Origin of the sequence: Membranihabitans maritimus (assembly GCF_021729145.1) — a bacterium.
GTDB classification, from domain to species: Bacteria; Bacteroidota; Bacteroidia; order Chitinophagales; family Saprospiraceae; genus Membranihabitans; species Membranihabitans maritimus.
The window spans coordinates 57,432-76,017 of sequence record NZ_JAJSLW010000020.1; the positions used below are offsets into that span (position 1 = coordinate 57,432).

Genomic DNA, 18,586 nt, shown 5'->3' on the forward strand with positions numbered 1-18,586 from the left:
GGGGCTTTAGAATTCGGTTAATTATCAGTAAGTGATCTTTGGGTATTTTCGTTGGTAGGTTTGTAAAAGCTTTTATAAAAATACAGTAATCCAATAGCGGTCAGTATGATGATGCCGGCAATAATAAATGGGTAATAAAACCCACCTGCAATAAGCCAAGTCCCTATGACCGGCCCTAAAATCTGTCCCACACTATTTGCCGATGTTTGGATAGAAATATTGCTGCCCGCATTTTCTTTTGAAAGTAAGGAAACGGCCGAAAGTAGGTTCGGGGTTACCAGAGCACCTCCTGTGGCAAATGTGATGATTAACACATAGACATAAAATTCGTTGTTGAAAAAAGGGAATGCGATCATTGAAATTCCCGAAATCAATAATCCAGCTCCGATTTGTTGCTTTGCCGTTATCAATTTTTTACCGTAGGTCGCAAATACAGGTTGTAATACCGCCATTACAACCCCACAGAGCATAAAACCAATGCCTATTTGAATACTGGTAAATGACAACTCGTCTTTTCCATAAATTGAAAAAACCGTTTCAAAGAGGGTGACTACAAACTGCATTACAAAAGAAAGCAGTAAAAGGACGATAAAGAACCTACTAAAACTAAAATTTAATTTTTGTTTTCCTGAAGCAAAATTGATTACTGGTGCTGTATTTTTAAGCCATTTAATAAGTATCATCATTACAATAAAGCCCAAAAGAGCTATCAGAAGAAATGGGATTGAAAAGCGATCCAGATGTAATATCCCTAATGAATATTTAAAATGTAGGTTGGTTTGGGATAGGAAGCTGCCTAAAACGGGTCCAAAAATAACCCCGGAACTTATAGCCACACCAGACCAAGCCATAATCTTGGTCCTATGCTTTCTAGAAGTGATATCACTAAGGTATGCATTACTGACAGGAATAACAGCCGATGTGAATATACCTCCAAGGATACGCGCTATATAGAGCATTGTAAGAGATGTTGCCAGTCCAGTAAGCAGTTGCATTACTATAAATCCAATTAATCCGACAATGATTATGGGTTTACGTCCATATTTATCGGATAACCTACCCCAGAGTATAGCGAAAAGAAGCTGAAAGAGCGGATAAATACTGGTCAATAAACCAATATGAAAGTTAATCGAATCAGTATCCAGGTTATCTCCTAAAGCAAGCCTTTCGGTATAGTATGGAAGGATTGGTAATAAAATGCCATACCCAAGCATTACCATAAATAAACTCAGCAGGATCAAAATAATCCTGCCGAGCTTTCTTTTTTTGCTCATTATTTCTTTCCAATTTTCTTTTTCAATAATTGAGCATTAATGGCCACAATAATTGTACTCAAACTCATAAGTACGGCTCCAACGGCTGGGCCTAAAACAAAACCGGTAGAATAAAGCACCCCAGCAGCTAACGGAATGGCAATAACGTTGTAGCCCGTCGCCCAAACAAGATTCTGGATCATTTTATTGTAGGTAGCCTTGCCAAACAGAATCAAGTTAGCAATATCTTGTGGATTGCTATTTACCAAAATAATATCGGCGGTTTCGGCGGCTACGTCCGTGCCAGAACCTACCGCAATACCCACATTCGCCTGGGCCAAAGCTGGGGCATCGTTCACTCCGTCGCCGGTCATTGCCACAAACTCTCCTTTACTTTCCAACTCTTTTACTATTTCCACTTTTTGATGTGGCAAAACTTCGGCGTAGTATCCATCCAATCCGAGTTTATCACTAACAGCTTTGGCAGTTCTTTCATTATCACCAGTAGCCATTAAAACTTTAATATTATTCTTTTTAAAGACCTTTATAGCTTCGGCAGATTCTGGTCTGATCTCATCGGCAAGCGCAATATATCCAGCCAATTCTCCATCAATCAGGACAAAAACAACAGTTTCTGCGGCATCGCTATAAGCATCCTCGGGAATAATTATTTTTTCATCTCTTAAATAGCCCGGACTTACAACTTTTATTTGTTTCCCCTCTACGTTGGCTTCAACCCCTTTACCGGTAATTGCGTTGAAGTTTTCTGGATTTGGAATAGCAACTTTGCCTTCTTTTACTTTTTTAATTATTCCAACGGCAATAGGGTGTTCCGAGCTTTGCTCCAAAGCACTCGCAAATCGTAATATTTCCTCTTTCGAAAATTTTTCATCTACAGATTCAATGCGGGTAACCCCAAAGTCCCCTTTTGTAAGCGTTCCCGTTTTATCAAAAAGCAGAACTGAAATTTTGCGGGATTCTTCAAAGGCTGTCCTATTACGAATCAACAATCCGTTCTGTGCAGATACAGCAGTAGAAATAGCGACTACTAATGGGATGGCAAGGCCTAAGGCGTGGGGACAGGCGATAATCATTACCGTTACCATACGCTCCAAAGCATACACAAAAGGGAAGCCTAAAATCAGCCAAACCGCCAATGTACCAAATCCAATTCCCAATGCGATATAGGTAAGCCATTTTGCAGCCCTATCCGAGAGGTTTTGCATTTTTGATTTGGACTTTTGTGCTTCTTCAACCATTGTGATGACCTTGTTGAGATAGCTGTCCTTTCTTGTATGCTCTACTTTTACCTTTAAACTGCCATTACCATTTACCGAACCTCCAATTACTTTATCTTTTTCTTCTTTTTTTACTGGTTTAGATTCTCCGGTAAGCATAGATTCATTTAGATAACTGGAACCTTCTGTGATGATACCATCAGCAGGAACTTTTTCACCAGGCTTAACCAAAATTATATCGTCTTTTAATAAATCTTCCAATTGAATATCTTCAACGGTATCACCTTTTACACGATGTGCTTCGGCTGGCATCATACTTACCAAAAGCTGTAGGGCTTTTGAAGCTCCCAAGACGCTTTTCATCTCTATCCAGTGTCCTACTAACATAATTGCGATAAGAGTAGCCAGTTCCCAGAAAAAATCAACTCCTTCTAAACCGAACACCGTTGCCGAACTATAAAAGTAAGCCACAGTAATGGCCATAGAAATAAGGGTCATCATTCCCGGTGCACCTTTTTTAACTTCGGACCAAAATCCGGTAATAAATGGCCAGCCGCCATAGAAATACACTACAGAAGAAAGGCCAAATAATATATATTGGTTTCCGGGAAGCAGGAACTCATACCCAATAAACCCTTGGATCATCGGGGAGATGATGAGGATGGGAATGGTCAAGATTAAGGTTACCCAAAACCGTTTCCTGAAATCGGCAATCATCATTTTATGATGGTCGTGGCCGTGTTCTCCGTGCCCTGGATTATGACCTGAATGGCCACTATGACCCGAATGGTCACTTTCATCCATTGCTTTGTTATGGCCGTGTTTTGTTTTTTCGACTAGGTTATCCTCTATTTCAGCTTCTTTTTTTGATGCCTCGTTCTTTGCAGGATCATTCCCTTTGCCATTATGTTCGTGATGATGATGTTCGTGATTTTCCATAATTTTTGTTTTTGTTGATTTTTATCGTAATTTTTTTCTCATAGCTTCCGAAATGTTTTCGGCATAGACGCCATAGGCATCTACCAAAAGTCCTTTAATTCCATCTTTGGAAGATATAGCATATAAAATGCTATTATCGTCGGTACTGCTCATTCCTTCAAAGCGATAGGTTTTATCTACTTTAAAATCTTCAGGCCGGATTTCAATTTTCAAAGAAGGACATTCCAAGCATTCAGGCTTCAAATTGAAATCGTAGGGATAATCGTTTGCCTGTAAATCGTTTATGGCTTCTGAAAGTGTATCGTAATTTTTCATCTGTCTTTATTTATAGTTTATTGTAAAATAGCTGTTATCTGCTTCTGAAAATTTCTGAAAAGTCAATAATCCTTTTTCATTTAATTTTTCAATAACAGTATAATTGAATTGCTTGATGCGAATACCCCAGGCATAGGCCTTAATATTTATTTTTGATTTAATAGTGTTTTTGCCAGCTTCTAATTTTCGGTCGTAAATTTTTATGATGCTTTTTGAACCGAAAAAATCCAGCAGTCCTGAATCAAAAGTCATTTCCAATTCTATATCTTCAAGGTTGTCCAAATCGTAGAGCTCTTTAAAATTTTCGGATGTGGTGTTGATTTCGGTTTCCTTTGATTTTGGGTTGGAAAATGGAAATGCCATTACCATTACACTGGCTTCGTTTGGTTTACAGCGATAGGTTGTTGTATATTTATCGGTAGATTTTTTGTCTTTGTCAAATAATTCTGTGATTACCTCAATTTCAAAATATCCATTTTCCTTTATCATTTTACCGGCTTCAAAAGTCTGTTTGTTGAGAAAAGTATCTTCTTTATCAAAATTTTCGCGAACCACAAATCTGCCTGAAATCTGCCCAATAAGCATTTCAGTTTGTCCAGTCATTGTGATGCTGAATAAAATAAATAGTACTATGAAACTTTGCTTTCTCATATATGGTGCATTAATTTTTTTACCTCTTTTGCCATAATATCACTTAAATCTATTCCATTTGAAGAGTGTGGGATGGTATTGCAAGTCACTATTTTTTCTACTCCAGAATCCAATAAATCTTGATAGGCATTTCCTGAAAAAACGGCGTGAATGCCGACGCAAATAGGCGGTTTCATTCCTGCCTTTTTAAGATGTTGTACGGTTTCAATCATTGTTCGGGCTGTGGAAATAATGTCATCTACCAAAATGGGTGTAGCATCTTTATATATATCCACATCGGGAACAGAGACTTCTACATCACGGTCACCGTGACGCACCTTTTGTAATACCGTAAATGGTGCTCCTGCATTTTTGGCGACTTCTGAAACCCATTGTTCACTTTCAGAATCGGGACCGATAAGTACTGGGTTTTCGATATTTTCTTTAATCCATTCTGAAATCGCGTCGGCAGCGTGAATCACTTTATTTGGAATTTGATACACTTCCCCCAACGAACTAATTCTGTGCAAGTGAGGGTCAACCGTAGTAATACTATCGGCAAAACCTGAAATCAATTTTCCGAAAAAACCAGAAGTTACTCCTTCACCTTCATTAAATACTTTGTCCTGCCGCATATACGCCAAATAGGGTGCTACCAAACAGGTACACATAGCTCCTAATGATTTGGCTGTGTGGCTTAAAAAATATAGTGGCAACAGTTTTTCGTCCGGTTCGTGCAAGGTGCATACCAGTACCACACATTTATCTTTAACATCAGACAATATGCGCGTGTATGATTCCCCGTCAGGGAATTTCCTTAATGTGGCCTGACCCACTTCAGCATCCATTTTTGTAGCCATTAGTTCTGTGAGTTCTTCATTTCCGGGAAGACTGAATAATATTGTTTTCATAGTTTTTTAAATTATAGTTATGATGTCGTTATGGTTGTTTTTATATTCCAAAGCATAGTTAAGTTCGCCTTTGGATTCAGCATATATGGTATATAACAATTGGTCTATTTCGATTTTTTCATTTAAATGCACATTTAGAAGAATCCCTGCCGATTTAGATTGTGGTGCTCCAGAAAGCTTGGCAAGTTTTGCGATTTTTCGGTTATCAATTCGTTGCAAAACGCCTGACTTTTCAGCTTTAACTTCAATTTTATAAGGTGCTAAAACTGGTTTTGAAAATTGACCTTGCGCCTTACAAATAGCTATGAATTTTTCATATGCTTTTCCAGATTTGAGAATTTCACGTGCGGTTTCCAGTCCCTTTCCTTTTTCTACTTTTCCAGAAAGTTCTATCAGTTCAGTAGCTAAAAGCAATGCTCTTTCTATTAAGTCTTTAGGTGCATCTTCCTCATTTTTCAAAACTTTTAATATATCTATGGCTTCTAATGTTGGACCGATACCCCTTCCAACAGGCTGCGTGCCATCCGTAACTACAACTTTCACATTCAACCCAACAGCAGTTCCAACAGTTTCCATATGATTTTTTAGTTTTTCTGCCATTTCGGTACTGCGAACCTTGGCGGTTTCTCCCACGGGAATATCTATGACCACGTGCGTAGAACCAGCTGCTGCCTTTTTAGAGAGTACTGAAGCAATGAGCTGACCTTCGCTATCGATATCCAAAGCTTTTTCAATTTTAATGAGCACATCATCGGCAGGACTTAACTGCGCCGTGCCTCCCCAAACAAAACATCCGCCTTCTTTTTCTACTACGGTCTTTATTTCCTCGGAAGAGAGCGTAACATTGGTTAGTACTTCCATTGTATCTGCTGTGCCTGCTGGCGAAGTGATTGCCCGTGAGGATGTTTTTGGCATAGTAAGACCATACGCGGCAACAATGGCAACGACCAATGGTGTTGTCCTATTGCCAGGCAATCCGCCAATACAATGTTTGTCGACCACGATATCCTTGTTCCAGTTCAGTTGCTTTCCGGAAGTAATCATTGCTTTCGTTAGGTCGGATATTTCGTCAATATCCATTCGGTCGCCAGCACAGGCAGTAATAAATGCCGAAAGATGGATGTTGGAATAATCGCCTTCAACGATATCGGTTATGATTTCATTAAATGCTGAATAATCCAGTTTTTGATTATAAATTTTCGCCCTGACGTGGCTTAAGGATTCTATAGGTTCTAAATGGGAAACATATAATGTATCGTTTGGGGAAACATTCAGTTTTTTCGCAGCAGCATCTGATAGTCCGATTTCATTGGGCAACAGGATATCAGAATTCAAAACATTAAGACTTGCCACGATTGATGTACTTGCGTTGGATATTCTTATTCGGGTAAGTGCCTCAAACCCTTCTGAAATACAAACGTGGCAATCTTCGCGCATATACACTACATTCTCGTTTTGGGTATAGATGCCGAGGTGTTTGTATTTTAATATGTTTGAGTGTGTGTCCATATTTTTTTGATTGTTGTGATTTATTCTATTTCTTCGATGGTGTATAATTGCGGAATTTCAGCATCCCACCCATAAGTTTCCTTGATGCCTTTTTGCAATGCTTCTGCACTCTCTTTTTCACCGTGTACAATGAAAATACGTTCGGGTTTGTTTTTTACCTTATCCATCCAGTCCATAAGTTCTGCGTGGTCTGCGTGTGCTGAGAGCCCTTCAATTTCTACAACTTCCATATCAAAGGGCACCCATTTTCCATACACTTTAAGTTCTTTATCGCCTTCCAATAATTTTCTGCCTCGCGTACCTTCAGCTTGATAACCCACAAAAAGCAAGGCGTTGTTGGGGTTTTGTGCTTGGGTTTCAAGGTAGTTTAGCATTCTTCCTCCTGTTAGCATTCCGCTTCCTGCAATCACGATTTTTGGTTTGTTATCTGTTCTTATTTCCATTGTTTCACGATAACTGCTTACGACCGTAAAGTGAGAACACATTTCGTCACATTCGTTATCTTCCAACCTGTGCCAATCCCTTGTGCGATGAAACAATTCTAATACACTTGCTCCCATTGGGCTGTCCATTATCATTTGTATTTTTGGGATTTTCTTCTCTTTCAATAATTTCCAAAAAATCAGCATCATCAGCTGGGCACGTTCTACTGAAAAACTTGGAACAAATAAGCTGCCACCTCGATTGATAGTGTCATTAACCAATTTTTCTATCTGTGGAAGTGCTTCTACTTCATCAGGATGAAATCTTCCTCCGTAGGTGGATTCAATAAATAATACATCTGCCTTTTTTGGCTTTAATGGCGGAAACAGTAATAAATCGTTTGTTCTGCCTATATCGCCAGAAAACACAAAACGTTTCCTGTGTACATCCAACTCAATGTAAGTTGCTCCCAGAATGTGTCCATTATATTGAAATCGAGCCCTTATGCCATTAAACAATGGAATCCATTGTGATTGCGGAATTCCTTTAAAATGAGGGATAGTTTTTTCTACATCCTTTAGGTCGTACAATGGTTCAGCAGGATTATGTTTGGAATAGCCTTCTTTATTGGCACGTTCTGCTTCTTGTTCCTGAATTTTTGCACTATCATTCAAAATGATTTTTGCAATGTCCAAAGTAGGATTGGTGCCGTATATTGGTCCATTGAACCCCTTCTTGACCAATCTTGGTAAATACCCTGTGTGGTCTAAATGGCCGTGGGTAAGAAGCACCGTATCAATTTCTGAAACTTCCACGGGTGGATACTCCCAGTTTTTAAGGCGCAATTCTTTTAACCCTTGAAAAAGTCCGCAGTCTATGAGTATCTTTTTATCTCCTGTGTCCACTAAATATTTTGAGCCGGTTACCGTACCTGCTGCACCTAAAAAGTGAATATTTATTTTATTGTTATCCATCTTTATAGTATTTATTTAGAGTCCACCACAGCAAGAAGGTGTATTTCCTTTATCTTGTTTTGATTTGCTCAATTCCACTATTTCTTTATATAGATTACGAGAATCCTCTTTAATAAAAAGAGCCAATTTCTTTACTGATTTAGGTTCAAAGTGAACCATTTCCAATAATATCTCAAGGGCTTCTTCAAGTAGTTTAGAGTCATCTTCCAATGCTTGGTAAAATGGCTCTAAATCTATACTGTCCTTTTCTTTCAGTTCATCTGTTTTCATTTGTTCTATTTTTAAATTAAAAATGTATGTAGTGCTTTATTGAATTCTACATAGTTCTCTTGAATCTTCGAGAATCTTTTTGTGCCTTGACTTTGGCACTCCTACTTGTTCTAAAACTTTTGGGTTTTCGTGAAGCTCTTTGCAGAGCACAAGACCTCTATCCAATAATTTCGTTTTTTCGGCCTTAGTAAGCGTTGTTATTGCTGTTAATGGATGTAACCCCGACTTATCTATTCTGTCTTTTAACCCGTTATCCATTGGGTAATCCCAACTTGTCAATAATAGCCCAACGCATTTACCATATTGTACCGCATCACTTGTAAATCGTGTATTGGTATAGACGCCTCCTTTGTGAAGTTTAGTTTCGTGACCTTTTTGGCGTTCCCAATTTTTTTCTACATCTAAAAATCTTGAATTGATGTATAATGGAATCTTCACGTTGCAAACTCGTCCTTGATCGCTATGGTATTTGCATTCAATCATATAATGATTATTGTCTTTTTGCGCTATCACATCTATTTCGTGCTGCACACAATTGCCCTGCACAATCACACCAACTTGTGTTGAAAACCCTTCGTGCGTTAATAGTTTGCCTACGAATCTTTCAAATGGAAAACCGGTTGGACCCAGTTCCATCAAAGCTTTTTTGAGCTTGTACTTTGAAGCACTTACCCTGGATTTAGCCTTTAGCATTTTAAAGGCCATTTGATAGATCCTTTTGGTGGTCATTCCTTCTTCAATCTGCTCTTGCACCTTCCGGGCTATATCCTGAATGATATCCTCATCTGCCCGTGAACGCCGCAGGGAATTGATGAGTTTGTTTATATCAAAAGCTTCGTACTCACCGGAATATTTTTTTATCAGAACTGATTTATTCATCCTTACACTTTAATAGTCATTACTGGTAATTCGGAATGATTGGTTATACCCTCGGCGATACTCTTAGAGAACAGGCTTAAAAAACCTGTACGGCCGTGGGTACACATTGCAATCAAATCTGCATCTCTATACTTTAAAAAATTATTTATACCTGTTTCTACGTCAGGTTCGTTATATACATTCATTGAATACTTTTCTAAATGGGGGAATTTTTTCAGGAATTCCTTAATGGGATTTAACCCCTGCTCAATACTATTAAAATCAGTCTCAGTATTGATCCTCAATAAATGGATATGTGCACCGCATTTTTCAGCAATCGAAATAACCTGCTTAAAGCTTTCACTCACATCTTCCGAAAAATCTGAAACAAAAACGACATCTTTAAAAGGAAAGGATATTTCTTCGTTCTTGACCACAATTACCGGTACATCTGCTTTTCTCACAATCTTCTCAACGTTGCTTCCCAATAATTCACGAACGCTGCCGCGGGTACCACTGCTTCCAGTAACTATAAAATCGTGATGGAAATGGCCGGAATGTCTTAGAATGTTGGCCTGACCGCCATCAAATTCCAGAAAGGTCCTGCATTCAAGGTTTTGTTGTTCTGCTTTTTTCTCCAATTCTCTCAGGTTAGCTTTTGCACTGCCTATTTGTTTTACTGTTTCCGGATACTGCTTTTCCTTTTGTTTATCTAACTTTACCCATTCCACGGGAGTTTTTATCAAATGAAAAAAATGGATTTCGGAATTATAAAGCTTCGCCATTTTAATTCCGAGTTCTGCTGCCTTGTTGCAGTTTTCTGAAAAGTCTGTAGGTACGAGTATGTTTTTCATAGTTTATTGATTTTTTTAGTTTGTATTTTATTGTGCGGTATAACCGCCGTCGATTACCAATTCAGAACCTGTCATAAATTTAGATTCATCCGAAGCCAGATACACCACTCCATAACCTATATCATCTGGCTCTCCCATATGTCCAACAGGGTGCAAACTTTCCAATTGCTTTTTTCCTTCTTCTAAATTACCTTGGGCTTTAAGGAAATTTTCTACCATTGGTGTCCATATATAAGCTGGATGAATGGAATTGACACGGATGCCATAACCTTCTTTTGCGCAATGAAGTGCAGCGGATTTGGTAAACAAGGTCACACCGCCCTTGCTCGCATTATAGGCCGGTAGATTGGGGTCGCCAACAAGGCCTTCTATGGAAGAAAAGTTAATGATTGAACCACCTTCCCCGGTCTCCTTCATAGCTTTGATCCCATATTGGGTGCCGAGAAAACTGCCATCTAGGTTGATATTTAGAAGATTTTTCCAATCTGCAAGGGTGACCTCTTCCACAGTTCCTCCAACTCCTATACCGGCTGAATTTGCCAGAATATGGAGTTTCCCAAATGTTTTGAGTGTAGTATCCATAACCATTTCCCACTGATCTTCTTCCGACACGTCCTGTTTTATGAATATGGCTTCACCACCGTCGTCCTTGATTTGTTGAACTACTACATTTCCGTTTTCTTCGTCCAAATCTGTTATCACTATTTTTGCTCCTTCACGTGCTAACAAAATAGCACTTGATTTTCCGAGGCCAGAGGCACCTCCCGTGACAATGGCTATTTTATTTTTTACTCGATCCATAATTTTAAGATTTAAGTGTTTATAAGAGTTTTGTTTTTTACTTACCAAATAATTCTAAAAGTTTCTGTAATTCATCATTTACTTGATGTTGCTTAACTACCTCTTCAAAAGGTGTTAGGTATAATTCATTATTTAACAATCCGACCATTTTGTTTTTATTTCCGTTTAATAGTTGCTCTACTGCTGCTACTCCAAACCTAATACCAAGCATTCTATCTAAAGCAGACGGATTACCACCACGTTGAACGTGTCCTAATCTAGTAATGCGTAAATCGACACTTGAATTGACTTCATTAATTTTAGATGCGAGAAGTTCAGCACCTATTTCATCCCCTTCTGAGACCACGATAAGAAAAGCATCTTCGCTATCGTAACTTTTAACCTTATTCAAAAGATAAATAAAGTCCCTGCCGCTTTCGGGAATTAAAATAGCATCAGCACCAACGACCAATCCTGAATGAATAGCGATGTAGCCGGAATCCCTCCCCATCAATTCTATAACGAACACCCGATTATGCGATTCGGCGGTATCTCGTATCTTATCTATATTTTCAATAGCGGTATTTACTGCGGAATCAAAACCAAGGGTATAATCAGTCCCAGAAATATCGTTATCTATTGTTCCAGGAATACCTATAAATGGGATGTCACATATTTCTGAAAAAGCCAATAGCCCCCTAAAAGTACCATCGCCACCTATGGCGATCAAAGCATCTATATTATTTATTTTTAAGGTTTGTAGTGCCTTTTTTCTGCCTTCCAGTTCCATAAAACGTTTGCTCCGGGCAGTTTTAAGGATGGTGCCGCCTTTGTGTACCAATTTCTGTAATTGATGTGTTTCTAAGGACATAAAATCACCATCAATCAATCCTTCGTAACCTTTTCTAATTCCGGTAGCTTTTATGCCATTTGCTTCTGCTGCTTTTGCAATTGCGTATAATACAGCATTCATTCCCGGGCTATCGCCTCCAGATGTAAATACTCCAATATGTTTTATGGATTGATTCATTTTTATATTTCTATGTGCAATAGTTTACGCTATTGTAATTTCATCATTCAGATATACTTTCTGAACGGATTGTAATATTTCCACTCCTTCGCCAAAAGGCTTTTGAAATGCTTTTCTTCCCATTATCAATCCAGAGCCACCAGCTCTTTTATTGATTACCGCAGTAGCTATAGCATCAACTAAATCTGACTTTCCTTTAGAACCACCGCCAGAATTTATCAGCCCTATTTTACCCATATAACAATTTGCTACCTGTAATCGACAAAGGTCAATGGGATGGTCTGTCGTCAACGTTTTATACATTTCATCATCATATTTTCCAAATCCTATTTCTTTAAACCCGAAATTATTGGTTGGCAATTTTTGTTTAATGACATCTGCCTGAATGGTTACCCCTATATGGTTGGCCTGCCCGGTTAAATCGGCAGCGGCGTGGTAATCTTTATCTTTGGTTTTAAAAGCTTCATTGCGGGTATAACACCATAGTATAGTAGCCATTCCAAGATTATGCGCTTCGGAAAAAGCTTCGGCTATTTCCTTTAATTGCCGGTCACTTTCTTCGGAACCAAAATAGATGGTAGCACCCACGGCAATTGCTCCCATATCCCACGCAGATTTTACTTTTCCAAATAGCGTTTGGTCGTATTTGTTGGGATAAGTGAGCAACTCGTTGTGGTTGATCTTTACGATAAAGGGGATTTTATGGGCGTATTTTCGGGCATTCAATCCCAAAACCCCAAAGGTAGAAGCCACACCATTACAGCCGGCTTCCATCGCCAGTTTTATAATATTCTCTGGGTCAAAATAATCAGGATTTTTATAGAATGAAAAAGCTGCGCTATGCTCAATGCCTTGGTCTACAGGAAGGATGCTCAGGTAGCCTGTGCCACCAAGATTTCCGTGATTATACAATTGTGAAAGACTTCGCAGTACCTGTGGATTTCTGTTGCTTTGGGTAAACACCTTATCCAGGCTTGCTTTACTAGGGGTTTGCAGTTCATCCTTGGTTATTTTTTCACAAACGTGTTCTAAATAGAAGTCTGCTTTTTCTCCTAAAAGTTCTATTATGTTTTTGTTTGTTTTCATCTCGATAGTGTTTAATGAATTCCTAAACTTTCATTTGTTTTGGCGATGGATTTTGCTCCATCTGTTTCAATTCCAGTTAATGCTCTAATAGCATCAATCGTTTCAGGGATGACAATGGCTTGGTTATCGACCACGTAGGCATAAAAAAGTTCATCGCCCTGTACCTTCAGCATATCTTCCCAAAGGGCTACTTCGTACATATCGCCCCAAGGTCTTCCCATATCCAAGAACATTTCCTTAATGGTATTGTTTGAAACCAGACCTTGATCATATTGAATTAGCTTGATACGACTAGAGGTTTTAAAAGCATCAAGCACTTCTTCTTTTGAGGCTTGTTTTTTTAACTTCACGTTCCAATAATGCATATGGCTTAATGTTTCCGGTACTTTTACCGCGGAAGTAATAACATTCAAATCAGGATCTACGCTTTTAGCGTCAGGACCTTGATGGCTTGGGATATCTCTTTCGGGAACCATTGTGTTCATTATACCACCTAGATGACTTTCCCAAGGATCTGTAGCTCTTCTTAAAAGTGTACCTCGGGCATAATCCAATAAATCGACTCTTTTTAAAGCGGTCAATGTTCTTAAAATAGAAGTGGTATTGCAGGAAACAACTCTTGTAGCGTTTATGTTGAGAGCAGACTCATAATTATTTTCTGCACTAAAGGAATGGCCTGTTGTTTCGTGTTTTTCGCCACCGTGTAGAATAAATTTGATGTTCTGCTTCTTATAGACTGCTACATTTTTTGCTGCAATTTTTTTAGGGGTACAATCCACAACGAGGTCAGACTTCTTTAAAAGTTCCTGCATATCGCCTTTTACTGAAATATCTTCGGATTTCATTTCGTATTCGGCTTCTTGAGTTGCTGCATAAATTTCGTATTCCTTTCTTACCGCATTTTGAATACGCCAATTGCTAATGATGTCGCACACTCCCGAAAGCTTCATATCGTTTTGTAAGTTGATGGCATCTGCCACCCTTTTTCCAATGACTCCGTATCCTATAACTGCTATATTTTTCATATAATTTGATTTTTATTAATTATGTTTTATTGTTTGTAGTTTCCATTCCCATATGCATATTTCCTTCATCGTCTGTATGTGAAATCATAAAAAGGCGTTCCGCAACAATGATTAGAACAATCCCAATTGCTGCAACGATAAGCACCAATGGATCATTCAGATATTTTATATAAAGAAAGGCCGTGAGTACTGCGACATCCAGTATAATGGCGACCAAGGGGATAATTGGTTTAAAATCAACTTCTTTTTTAAGGTGCCTTACAAGCCCCCAATGAATAGCAATATCCATAATGAGGTAGAAAATAGCGCCGATAGAAGCGATTCTTGTTAAATCAAATAGGACAGTTAGTAAAATAGCGAGTGAAACCGTGAATATGAGCGCAGGATTTTTAAAGTTCCCCATCCTTTTTAAAGACGGTACCTGTTTCATATTGCTGAGCATCGCTAACAAGCGTGATGATGAGAAAACACTAGCAATGACCCCAGATACTGTGGCAATTATGGCAATGCCAATGGTAATCCAGGATCCCCATTCGCCAAAAATAGGTCTTGCTGCAGCCGCAAGGGCATAATCTTTTGCCGCAATAACCTCAGGGATGCTTAAACCTCCGGCCACGGCCAAAGCCAGTGCTACGTAGATAAGTGTACAAATAAGAATAGAAATAATAATGGACCGTCCCAGATTCTTATGCGGGTTTTTAATATCCCCGCCTTGATTGGTAATAGTAGTAAAACCCTTATAAGCAAGTATAGACAAGGCCAAAGCAGCCACAAAGGCGAATCCTTGCGGTAATGTTTCGGTATTTTGAGGGATATAGTTTCCGGTAATATCTGAAAAACCTGAAACTATAAGTCCGGCAATAGCCAATAATGCAATTCCCACAACCTTAATTATCGCCGTGAAGGTTGCAGTTGCACCTATAACTTTGTTGCCCAAAACATTCACTATATAAGCCGTCACTAGCAATACTATACCCAGTATTGACGCATAACCGGCAAAATCTTCGGGGAACAACCGAAGGGTATAAGCTCCAAAGGTACCTGCAACAAGGCTTTCTGAAATTACCATAGAAACATACATCAGTAAAGAAAAAACACCAGTTGTGGTTCCCGGGCCATAAGACTTATCCAGAAACTTGACTACACCTCCAGAGGATGGAAAAGCGTTTGAAAACTTTACATAAGAGTACGAACTAAAACCCACCACAATGGCTCCCGCTATAAATGCTATGGGGAATAAATCACCTACCAGTTCGGCTATCTGTCCCATAAGGACAAATATACCTGCACCGATCATCACACCGGTGCCGAGGGATATAGATCCAATTAAAGATAGTTTTTGAATATTTGTTGTATTAACTTTCATATTGGCCTGATTCTTTTGTTTGGGATGACGTGGGTTTAAAATTTCTAATAATCAGGCGGTTGCTCTTTTCATAGGTGAAATAGCTTACCGCCCAATTAAAGCCAACCATCAATTTATTTCTAAACCCACTTATGGACATAAGGTGTACGATAGACCATAGCAACCAGGCGAAATAGCCAGCAAACTTCATTTTCCCCAAGTCGGCTACTGCTTTACGTTTTCCTACGGTTGCCAAAGAACCCTTATCTTTATATTCGAAAGGTTTTGGGGACTCGTTCTTAATGATTTTTAATAGTGAATTACCCAACCATTTACCTTGCTGAATAGCTGTCTGGGCTACTTGTGGATGCCCTTTCGGTGTTTTTTTTGAAATTACAGCTGCAATGTCGCCAATGGCAAATATATTTTTGGAACCTTCAACCATTAGAAATGAACCAGTTTTTATACGGTTGCCTTTGACCACGTGTTTTTTATCAATGCCTTTTGGAAATTGTCCTTTTACTCCAGCCGTCCAGATTAGATTCTTGGCTAAAATGGTCTTGCCACTTTTGGTAGTGACTTCATTGCCATCATAATTGCTTACAGCTTCATTTAATAATACCTTTACATTCAAATCTTCTAAATATTTGAGGGTTTTCGATGATGCCTTGTCTGACATCGTGCTTAACAAATCATCAATGGCTTCTATTAAATAAATATTCATAATGGAAGAAGGGTACTCAGGGTAATCCTTCGGTAGGATGTATTTACAGAATTCAGCCAATGCTCCGGCCATCTCCACACCAGCAGGACCACCACCTACAATTACAAAATTTGTTAAGGCATCCCGCTCATCATCATCACAGGTAATGGCAGCCTGTTCCAAATTTTGCAACATCATATGGCGAATGTTCAGGGAATCGCGAATATCCTTCATCCCCAAACTATTTTTGGCCACAGAATCCATCCCAAAGAAATTGGTGGTTGTACCAGTAGCCAACACCAAATAATCATAAGAAACACTTCCTTTATTGGTCATTATAGTATTTGAATCAGCTTGAATTTCCTCAACTTCAGCCAAACGAAAGAAAACATTTTTATAGCCATTGATTTGTTTTCTGAATGGAAATACAATACTATCTGGCTCCAAGGCACTCGTTGCCACTTGATACAATAAAGGCTGAAACTGATGGAAGTTATTTTTATCGAGCAAAACCACTTGAACCTCTTGGTGTTTCAGTTTCTCAACCAATGCCAAACCTGCAAACCCACCACCAATGATAACTATACGCGGTAAGTCGGAATCTGGAAGGCAGATTTCATCTGTTATCTTGCAAGCAGTTTCTGTTATTTTATTATTTGAGTGGTTGACATTCATATTTAATTTTTATATCATTGGAATTAGCCATAGTTTATTTTGCGTCTTTGTCTTTTACAATCATTACTGAACATTTGGCGTGCGTTGCTAAATATCGTGAAACAGAACCCAATAAAAGACGTGAAAATGCTCCTTGCCCTTGCGAACCCACTACAATTAAATCGGCATCAAAAGATTCCGCTTTTTCTAAAATTTCTTTTTTAGGAAGACCGCTGACAACATTTGTTGTTATACGAAGTGAGCTATTTTTTTCTTTCAATACTTTACCAGCTTCGGAAACAATCTTTTTCCCTATTTTTTCAGCGTTTGATAAAAACTCTTTGTAGTAAGAATTAATAGAACTTGTGGATGTAATTAATGATGGTGTTGATATCGCAGGATGTTCATACACGTTTATAATGCAGATCTCACTTTCATTTTGTAAGGGTAATTTTGCAAGTTCTTTTACCGCTAGTTTACTAAAATCAGAACCATCTATGGCTAACACTATTTTCATAACTTGAATTTTTATGAATAAAGATTTCCTATCCTTTATTCTTATTTATAAATGATTGGGCATCTACTATGGAAGCAAAATAAAAAACACTTCCGCTACTTTTATCTTGAACAATAATTGCTGAAGCTTTATCAACTTTTGTATCATTTAGTGGATTACTCCCGAAGCGAACATCATCTAGATTTTTCTGCAACTTTTCAACACAAATTTCACAACAACCATAGTAGATAGTTCCATTGACGTCAATAGGTATTTGTGACACACCCATAAATCGGTCATTGACCATACAGACTTTTTCGTTGGGAACGATTTCATAATTTTGGGCTGATATAATGGCCTCATTTGCTGTTTGGGATGTTTCAACAGTTGGCTGTGTTACGCTTTCTGCAACATCTTTTTTCTTGCCAGAACAGGATAGAAGTACTGCTGAAAGCAGTAGAAGGAACAATATAGCGATGGATACCTGGCATATCTTTCTTACTGGGTTCTTAATGGCTACAACTTGGATAGCATTGTTTTTTTGATTTGATTGTATTCGTTTCATAGTGTTAATCTTTAAGTGGAATAATTATTTCAGTTTGAATGAGTTTTCGCCAATAGATATGTTCATACAATCCAGACCAATACATCCCAAAAGTGAAGGCGAACATTAATTCTTCAATTGGAATTCCTAGAACAAGAATATGGGTCAGGTTGTCCAGATTCCAGTACAGCTCCACATATTGCGGATAAAACGGAAGGATGCTTCCGAAATAAATGAAGTACAGTATGGTAAACAAGATTCCTCCAACCCATATCTTTCCTTTTAAATCTGGGCGACAGTACAATGTTGCCAAACCACCAAAAAACATTGCAATGATGCCACAATAGATGTGGTTAAGCGTGGTGAAAAGACTAAATATGACGAATACAATGGCTGGAACAAAAAGTATATAAATATGTAGCTTATGTCTTTGGTGGCTCCGTTCGGTATGAGGCATATCTATATAGCCTTTTTTGAATATCAGATTATACAATACCGTCCCTATTCCGCCAATGGCAAAAGAGAAGATAAGGCTCTCAATATCAAAACCTGTTCTTTCCGCTAAATGGAATAAGGAAGGTGGCATCCAATATTCTGGTACAAATAATGGTTCTGTTAAACCAAAGGGCATCGTAATAAGGCTCATTTTAAGCATTTCTTTTCTATTTCCCTTTTTTGAAAAAAAAATAACAGCCCAAAGTGCAAGGATAATGAGAGACCATATAAACCAGACATATTGCATAAATTTT

At 38.4% G+C, this 18,586-nt stretch carries 19 protein-coding genes; all 19 read right to left on the reverse strand.

Going from position 1 to position 18,586, the window contains the following annotated elements; all coding sequences use genetic code 11:
* Window positions 1-17 precede the first annotated feature (17 nt).
* From LVD47_RS19300 to LVD47_RS19390, 19 genes are read right to left on the reverse strand one after another with little or no spacing between them, the layout of a single operon-like run.
* A complete protein-coding gene (locus LVD47_RS19300) occupies window positions 18-1,274 on the reverse strand; it encodes an MFS transporter (RefSeq protein ID WP_236979809.1) in 1,257 nt (418 codons plus the stop codon).
* Window positions 1,274-3,430, reverse strand: a complete 2,157-nt coding sequence (locus LVD47_RS19305; protein WP_236979810.1) for a copper-translocating P-type ATPase — start codon at window positions 3,428-3,430, stop codon at window positions 1,274-1,276. Before LVD47_RS19305 ends, LVD47_RS19300 begins: the two co-directional genes overlap by 1 nt.
* A 21-nt stretch (window positions 3,431-3,451) precedes the next feature.
* Window positions 3,452-3,745 carry a phosphoribosylpyrophosphate synthetase gene (locus LVD47_RS19310; protein WP_236979811.1) on the reverse strand — a complete coding sequence of 98 codons (294 nt, stop codon included), beginning with the start codon at window positions 3,743-3,745 and terminating at the stop codon, window positions 3,452-3,454.
* Window positions 3,746-3,751: 6 nt separating this feature from the next.
* On the reverse strand, window positions 3,752-4,396 hold the full coding sequence (locus LVD47_RS19315) for a hypothetical protein (RefSeq protein ID WP_236979812.1): 645 nt from the start codon (window positions 4,394-4,396) through the stop codon (window positions 3,752-3,754).
* Complete coding sequence (locus LVD47_RS19320) at window positions 4,393-5,286, reverse strand: ribose-phosphate pyrophosphokinase (protein ID WP_236979813.1); 894 nt, start codon at window positions 5,284-5,286, stop codon at window positions 4,393-4,395. Before LVD47_RS19320 ends, LVD47_RS19315 begins: the two co-directional genes overlap by 4 nt.
* A gap of 6 nt (window positions 5,287-5,292) precedes the next feature.
* On the reverse strand, window positions 5,293-6,795 hold the full coding sequence (locus tag LVD47_RS19325; protein ID WP_255785344.1) for a thymidine phosphorylase family protein: 1,503 nt from the start codon (window positions 6,793-6,795) through the stop codon (window positions 5,293-5,295).
* Between the two features lie 20 nt (window positions 6,796-6,815).
* Complete coding sequence (locus LVD47_RS19330; protein WP_236979817.1) at window positions 6,816-8,192, reverse strand: MBL fold metallo-hydrolase RNA specificity domain-containing protein; 1,377 nt, start codon at window positions 8,190-8,192, stop codon at window positions 6,816-6,818.
* Window positions 8,193-8,207: 15 nt separating this feature from the next.
* Window positions 8,208-8,462, reverse strand: coding sequence for a hypothetical protein (locus LVD47_RS19335; protein ID WP_008616402.1), 255 nt, complete (start codon window positions 8,460-8,462; stop codon window positions 8,208-8,210).
* 36 nt (window positions 8,463-8,498) lie between these two features.
* The gene (locus tag LVD47_RS19340; RefSeq protein WP_236979820.1) at window positions 8,499-9,341 is read right to left on the reverse strand and encodes a restriction endonuclease; all 843 of its coding nucleotides are present in this window, start codon (window positions 9,339-9,341) and stop codon (window positions 8,499-8,501) included.
* A gap of 2 nt (window positions 9,342-9,343) precedes the next feature.
* The gene (locus tag LVD47_RS19345) at window positions 9,344-10,174 is read right to left on the reverse strand and encodes a universal stress protein (protein WP_236979822.1); all 831 of its coding nucleotides are present in this window, start codon (window positions 10,172-10,174) and stop codon (window positions 9,344-9,346) included.
* A 27-nt stretch (window positions 10,175-10,201) separates the two neighbouring features.
* Window positions 10,202-10,975: an SDR family oxidoreductase gene (locus LVD47_RS19350; RefSeq protein WP_236979824.1), complete on the reverse strand. Its 774-nt coding sequence runs from the start codon at window positions 10,973-10,975 to the stop codon at window positions 10,202-10,204.
* A gap of 37 nt (window positions 10,976-11,012) precedes the next feature.
* On the reverse strand, window positions 11,013-11,984 hold the full coding sequence (locus tag LVD47_RS19355; RefSeq protein WP_236979825.1) for an ATP-dependent 6-phosphofructokinase: 972 nt from the start codon (window positions 11,982-11,984) through the stop codon (window positions 11,013-11,015).
* A 24-nt stretch (window positions 11,985-12,008) separates the two neighbouring features.
* On the reverse strand, window positions 12,009-13,070 hold the full coding sequence (locus LVD47_RS19360; RefSeq protein ID WP_236979826.1) for a class I fructose-bisphosphate aldolase: 1,062 nt from the start codon (window positions 13,068-13,070) through the stop codon (window positions 12,009-12,011).
* 11 nt (window positions 13,071-13,081) lie between these two features.
* Window positions 13,082-14,095, reverse strand: coding sequence for a type II glyceraldehyde-3-phosphate dehydrogenase (locus LVD47_RS19365; protein ID WP_236979827.1), 1,014 nt, complete (start codon window positions 14,093-14,095; stop codon window positions 13,082-13,084).
* A 19-nt stretch (window positions 14,096-14,114) separates the two neighbouring features.
* Window positions 14,115-15,461: an APC family permease gene (locus LVD47_RS19370; RefSeq protein ID WP_236979828.1), complete on the reverse strand. Its 1,347-nt coding sequence runs from the start codon at window positions 15,459-15,461 to the stop codon at window positions 14,115-14,117.
* On the reverse strand, window positions 15,451-16,818 hold the full coding sequence (locus LVD47_RS19375) for an NAD(P)/FAD-dependent oxidoreductase (protein WP_236979829.1): 1,368 nt from the start codon (window positions 16,816-16,818) through the stop codon (window positions 15,451-15,453). Before LVD47_RS19375 ends, LVD47_RS19370 begins: the two co-directional genes overlap by 11 nt.
* A 34-nt stretch (window positions 16,819-16,852) precedes the next feature.
* Window positions 16,853-17,314: a universal stress protein gene (locus LVD47_RS19380; protein WP_236979830.1), complete on the reverse strand. Its 462-nt coding sequence runs from the start codon at window positions 17,312-17,314 to the stop codon at window positions 16,853-16,855.
* A 28-nt stretch (window positions 17,315-17,342) separates the two neighbouring features.
* A complete protein-coding gene (locus tag LVD47_RS19385; RefSeq protein WP_117157964.1) occupies window positions 17,343-17,858 on the reverse strand; it encodes a hypothetical protein in 516 nt (171 codons plus the stop codon).
* A gap of 4 nt (window positions 17,859-17,862) precedes the next feature.
* On the reverse strand, window positions 17,863-18,579 hold the full coding sequence (locus LVD47_RS19390; protein WP_236979832.1) for a lycopene cyclase domain-containing protein: 717 nt from the start codon (window positions 18,577-18,579) through the stop codon (window positions 17,863-17,865).
* Window positions 18,580-18,586: the final 7 nt, after the last annotated feature.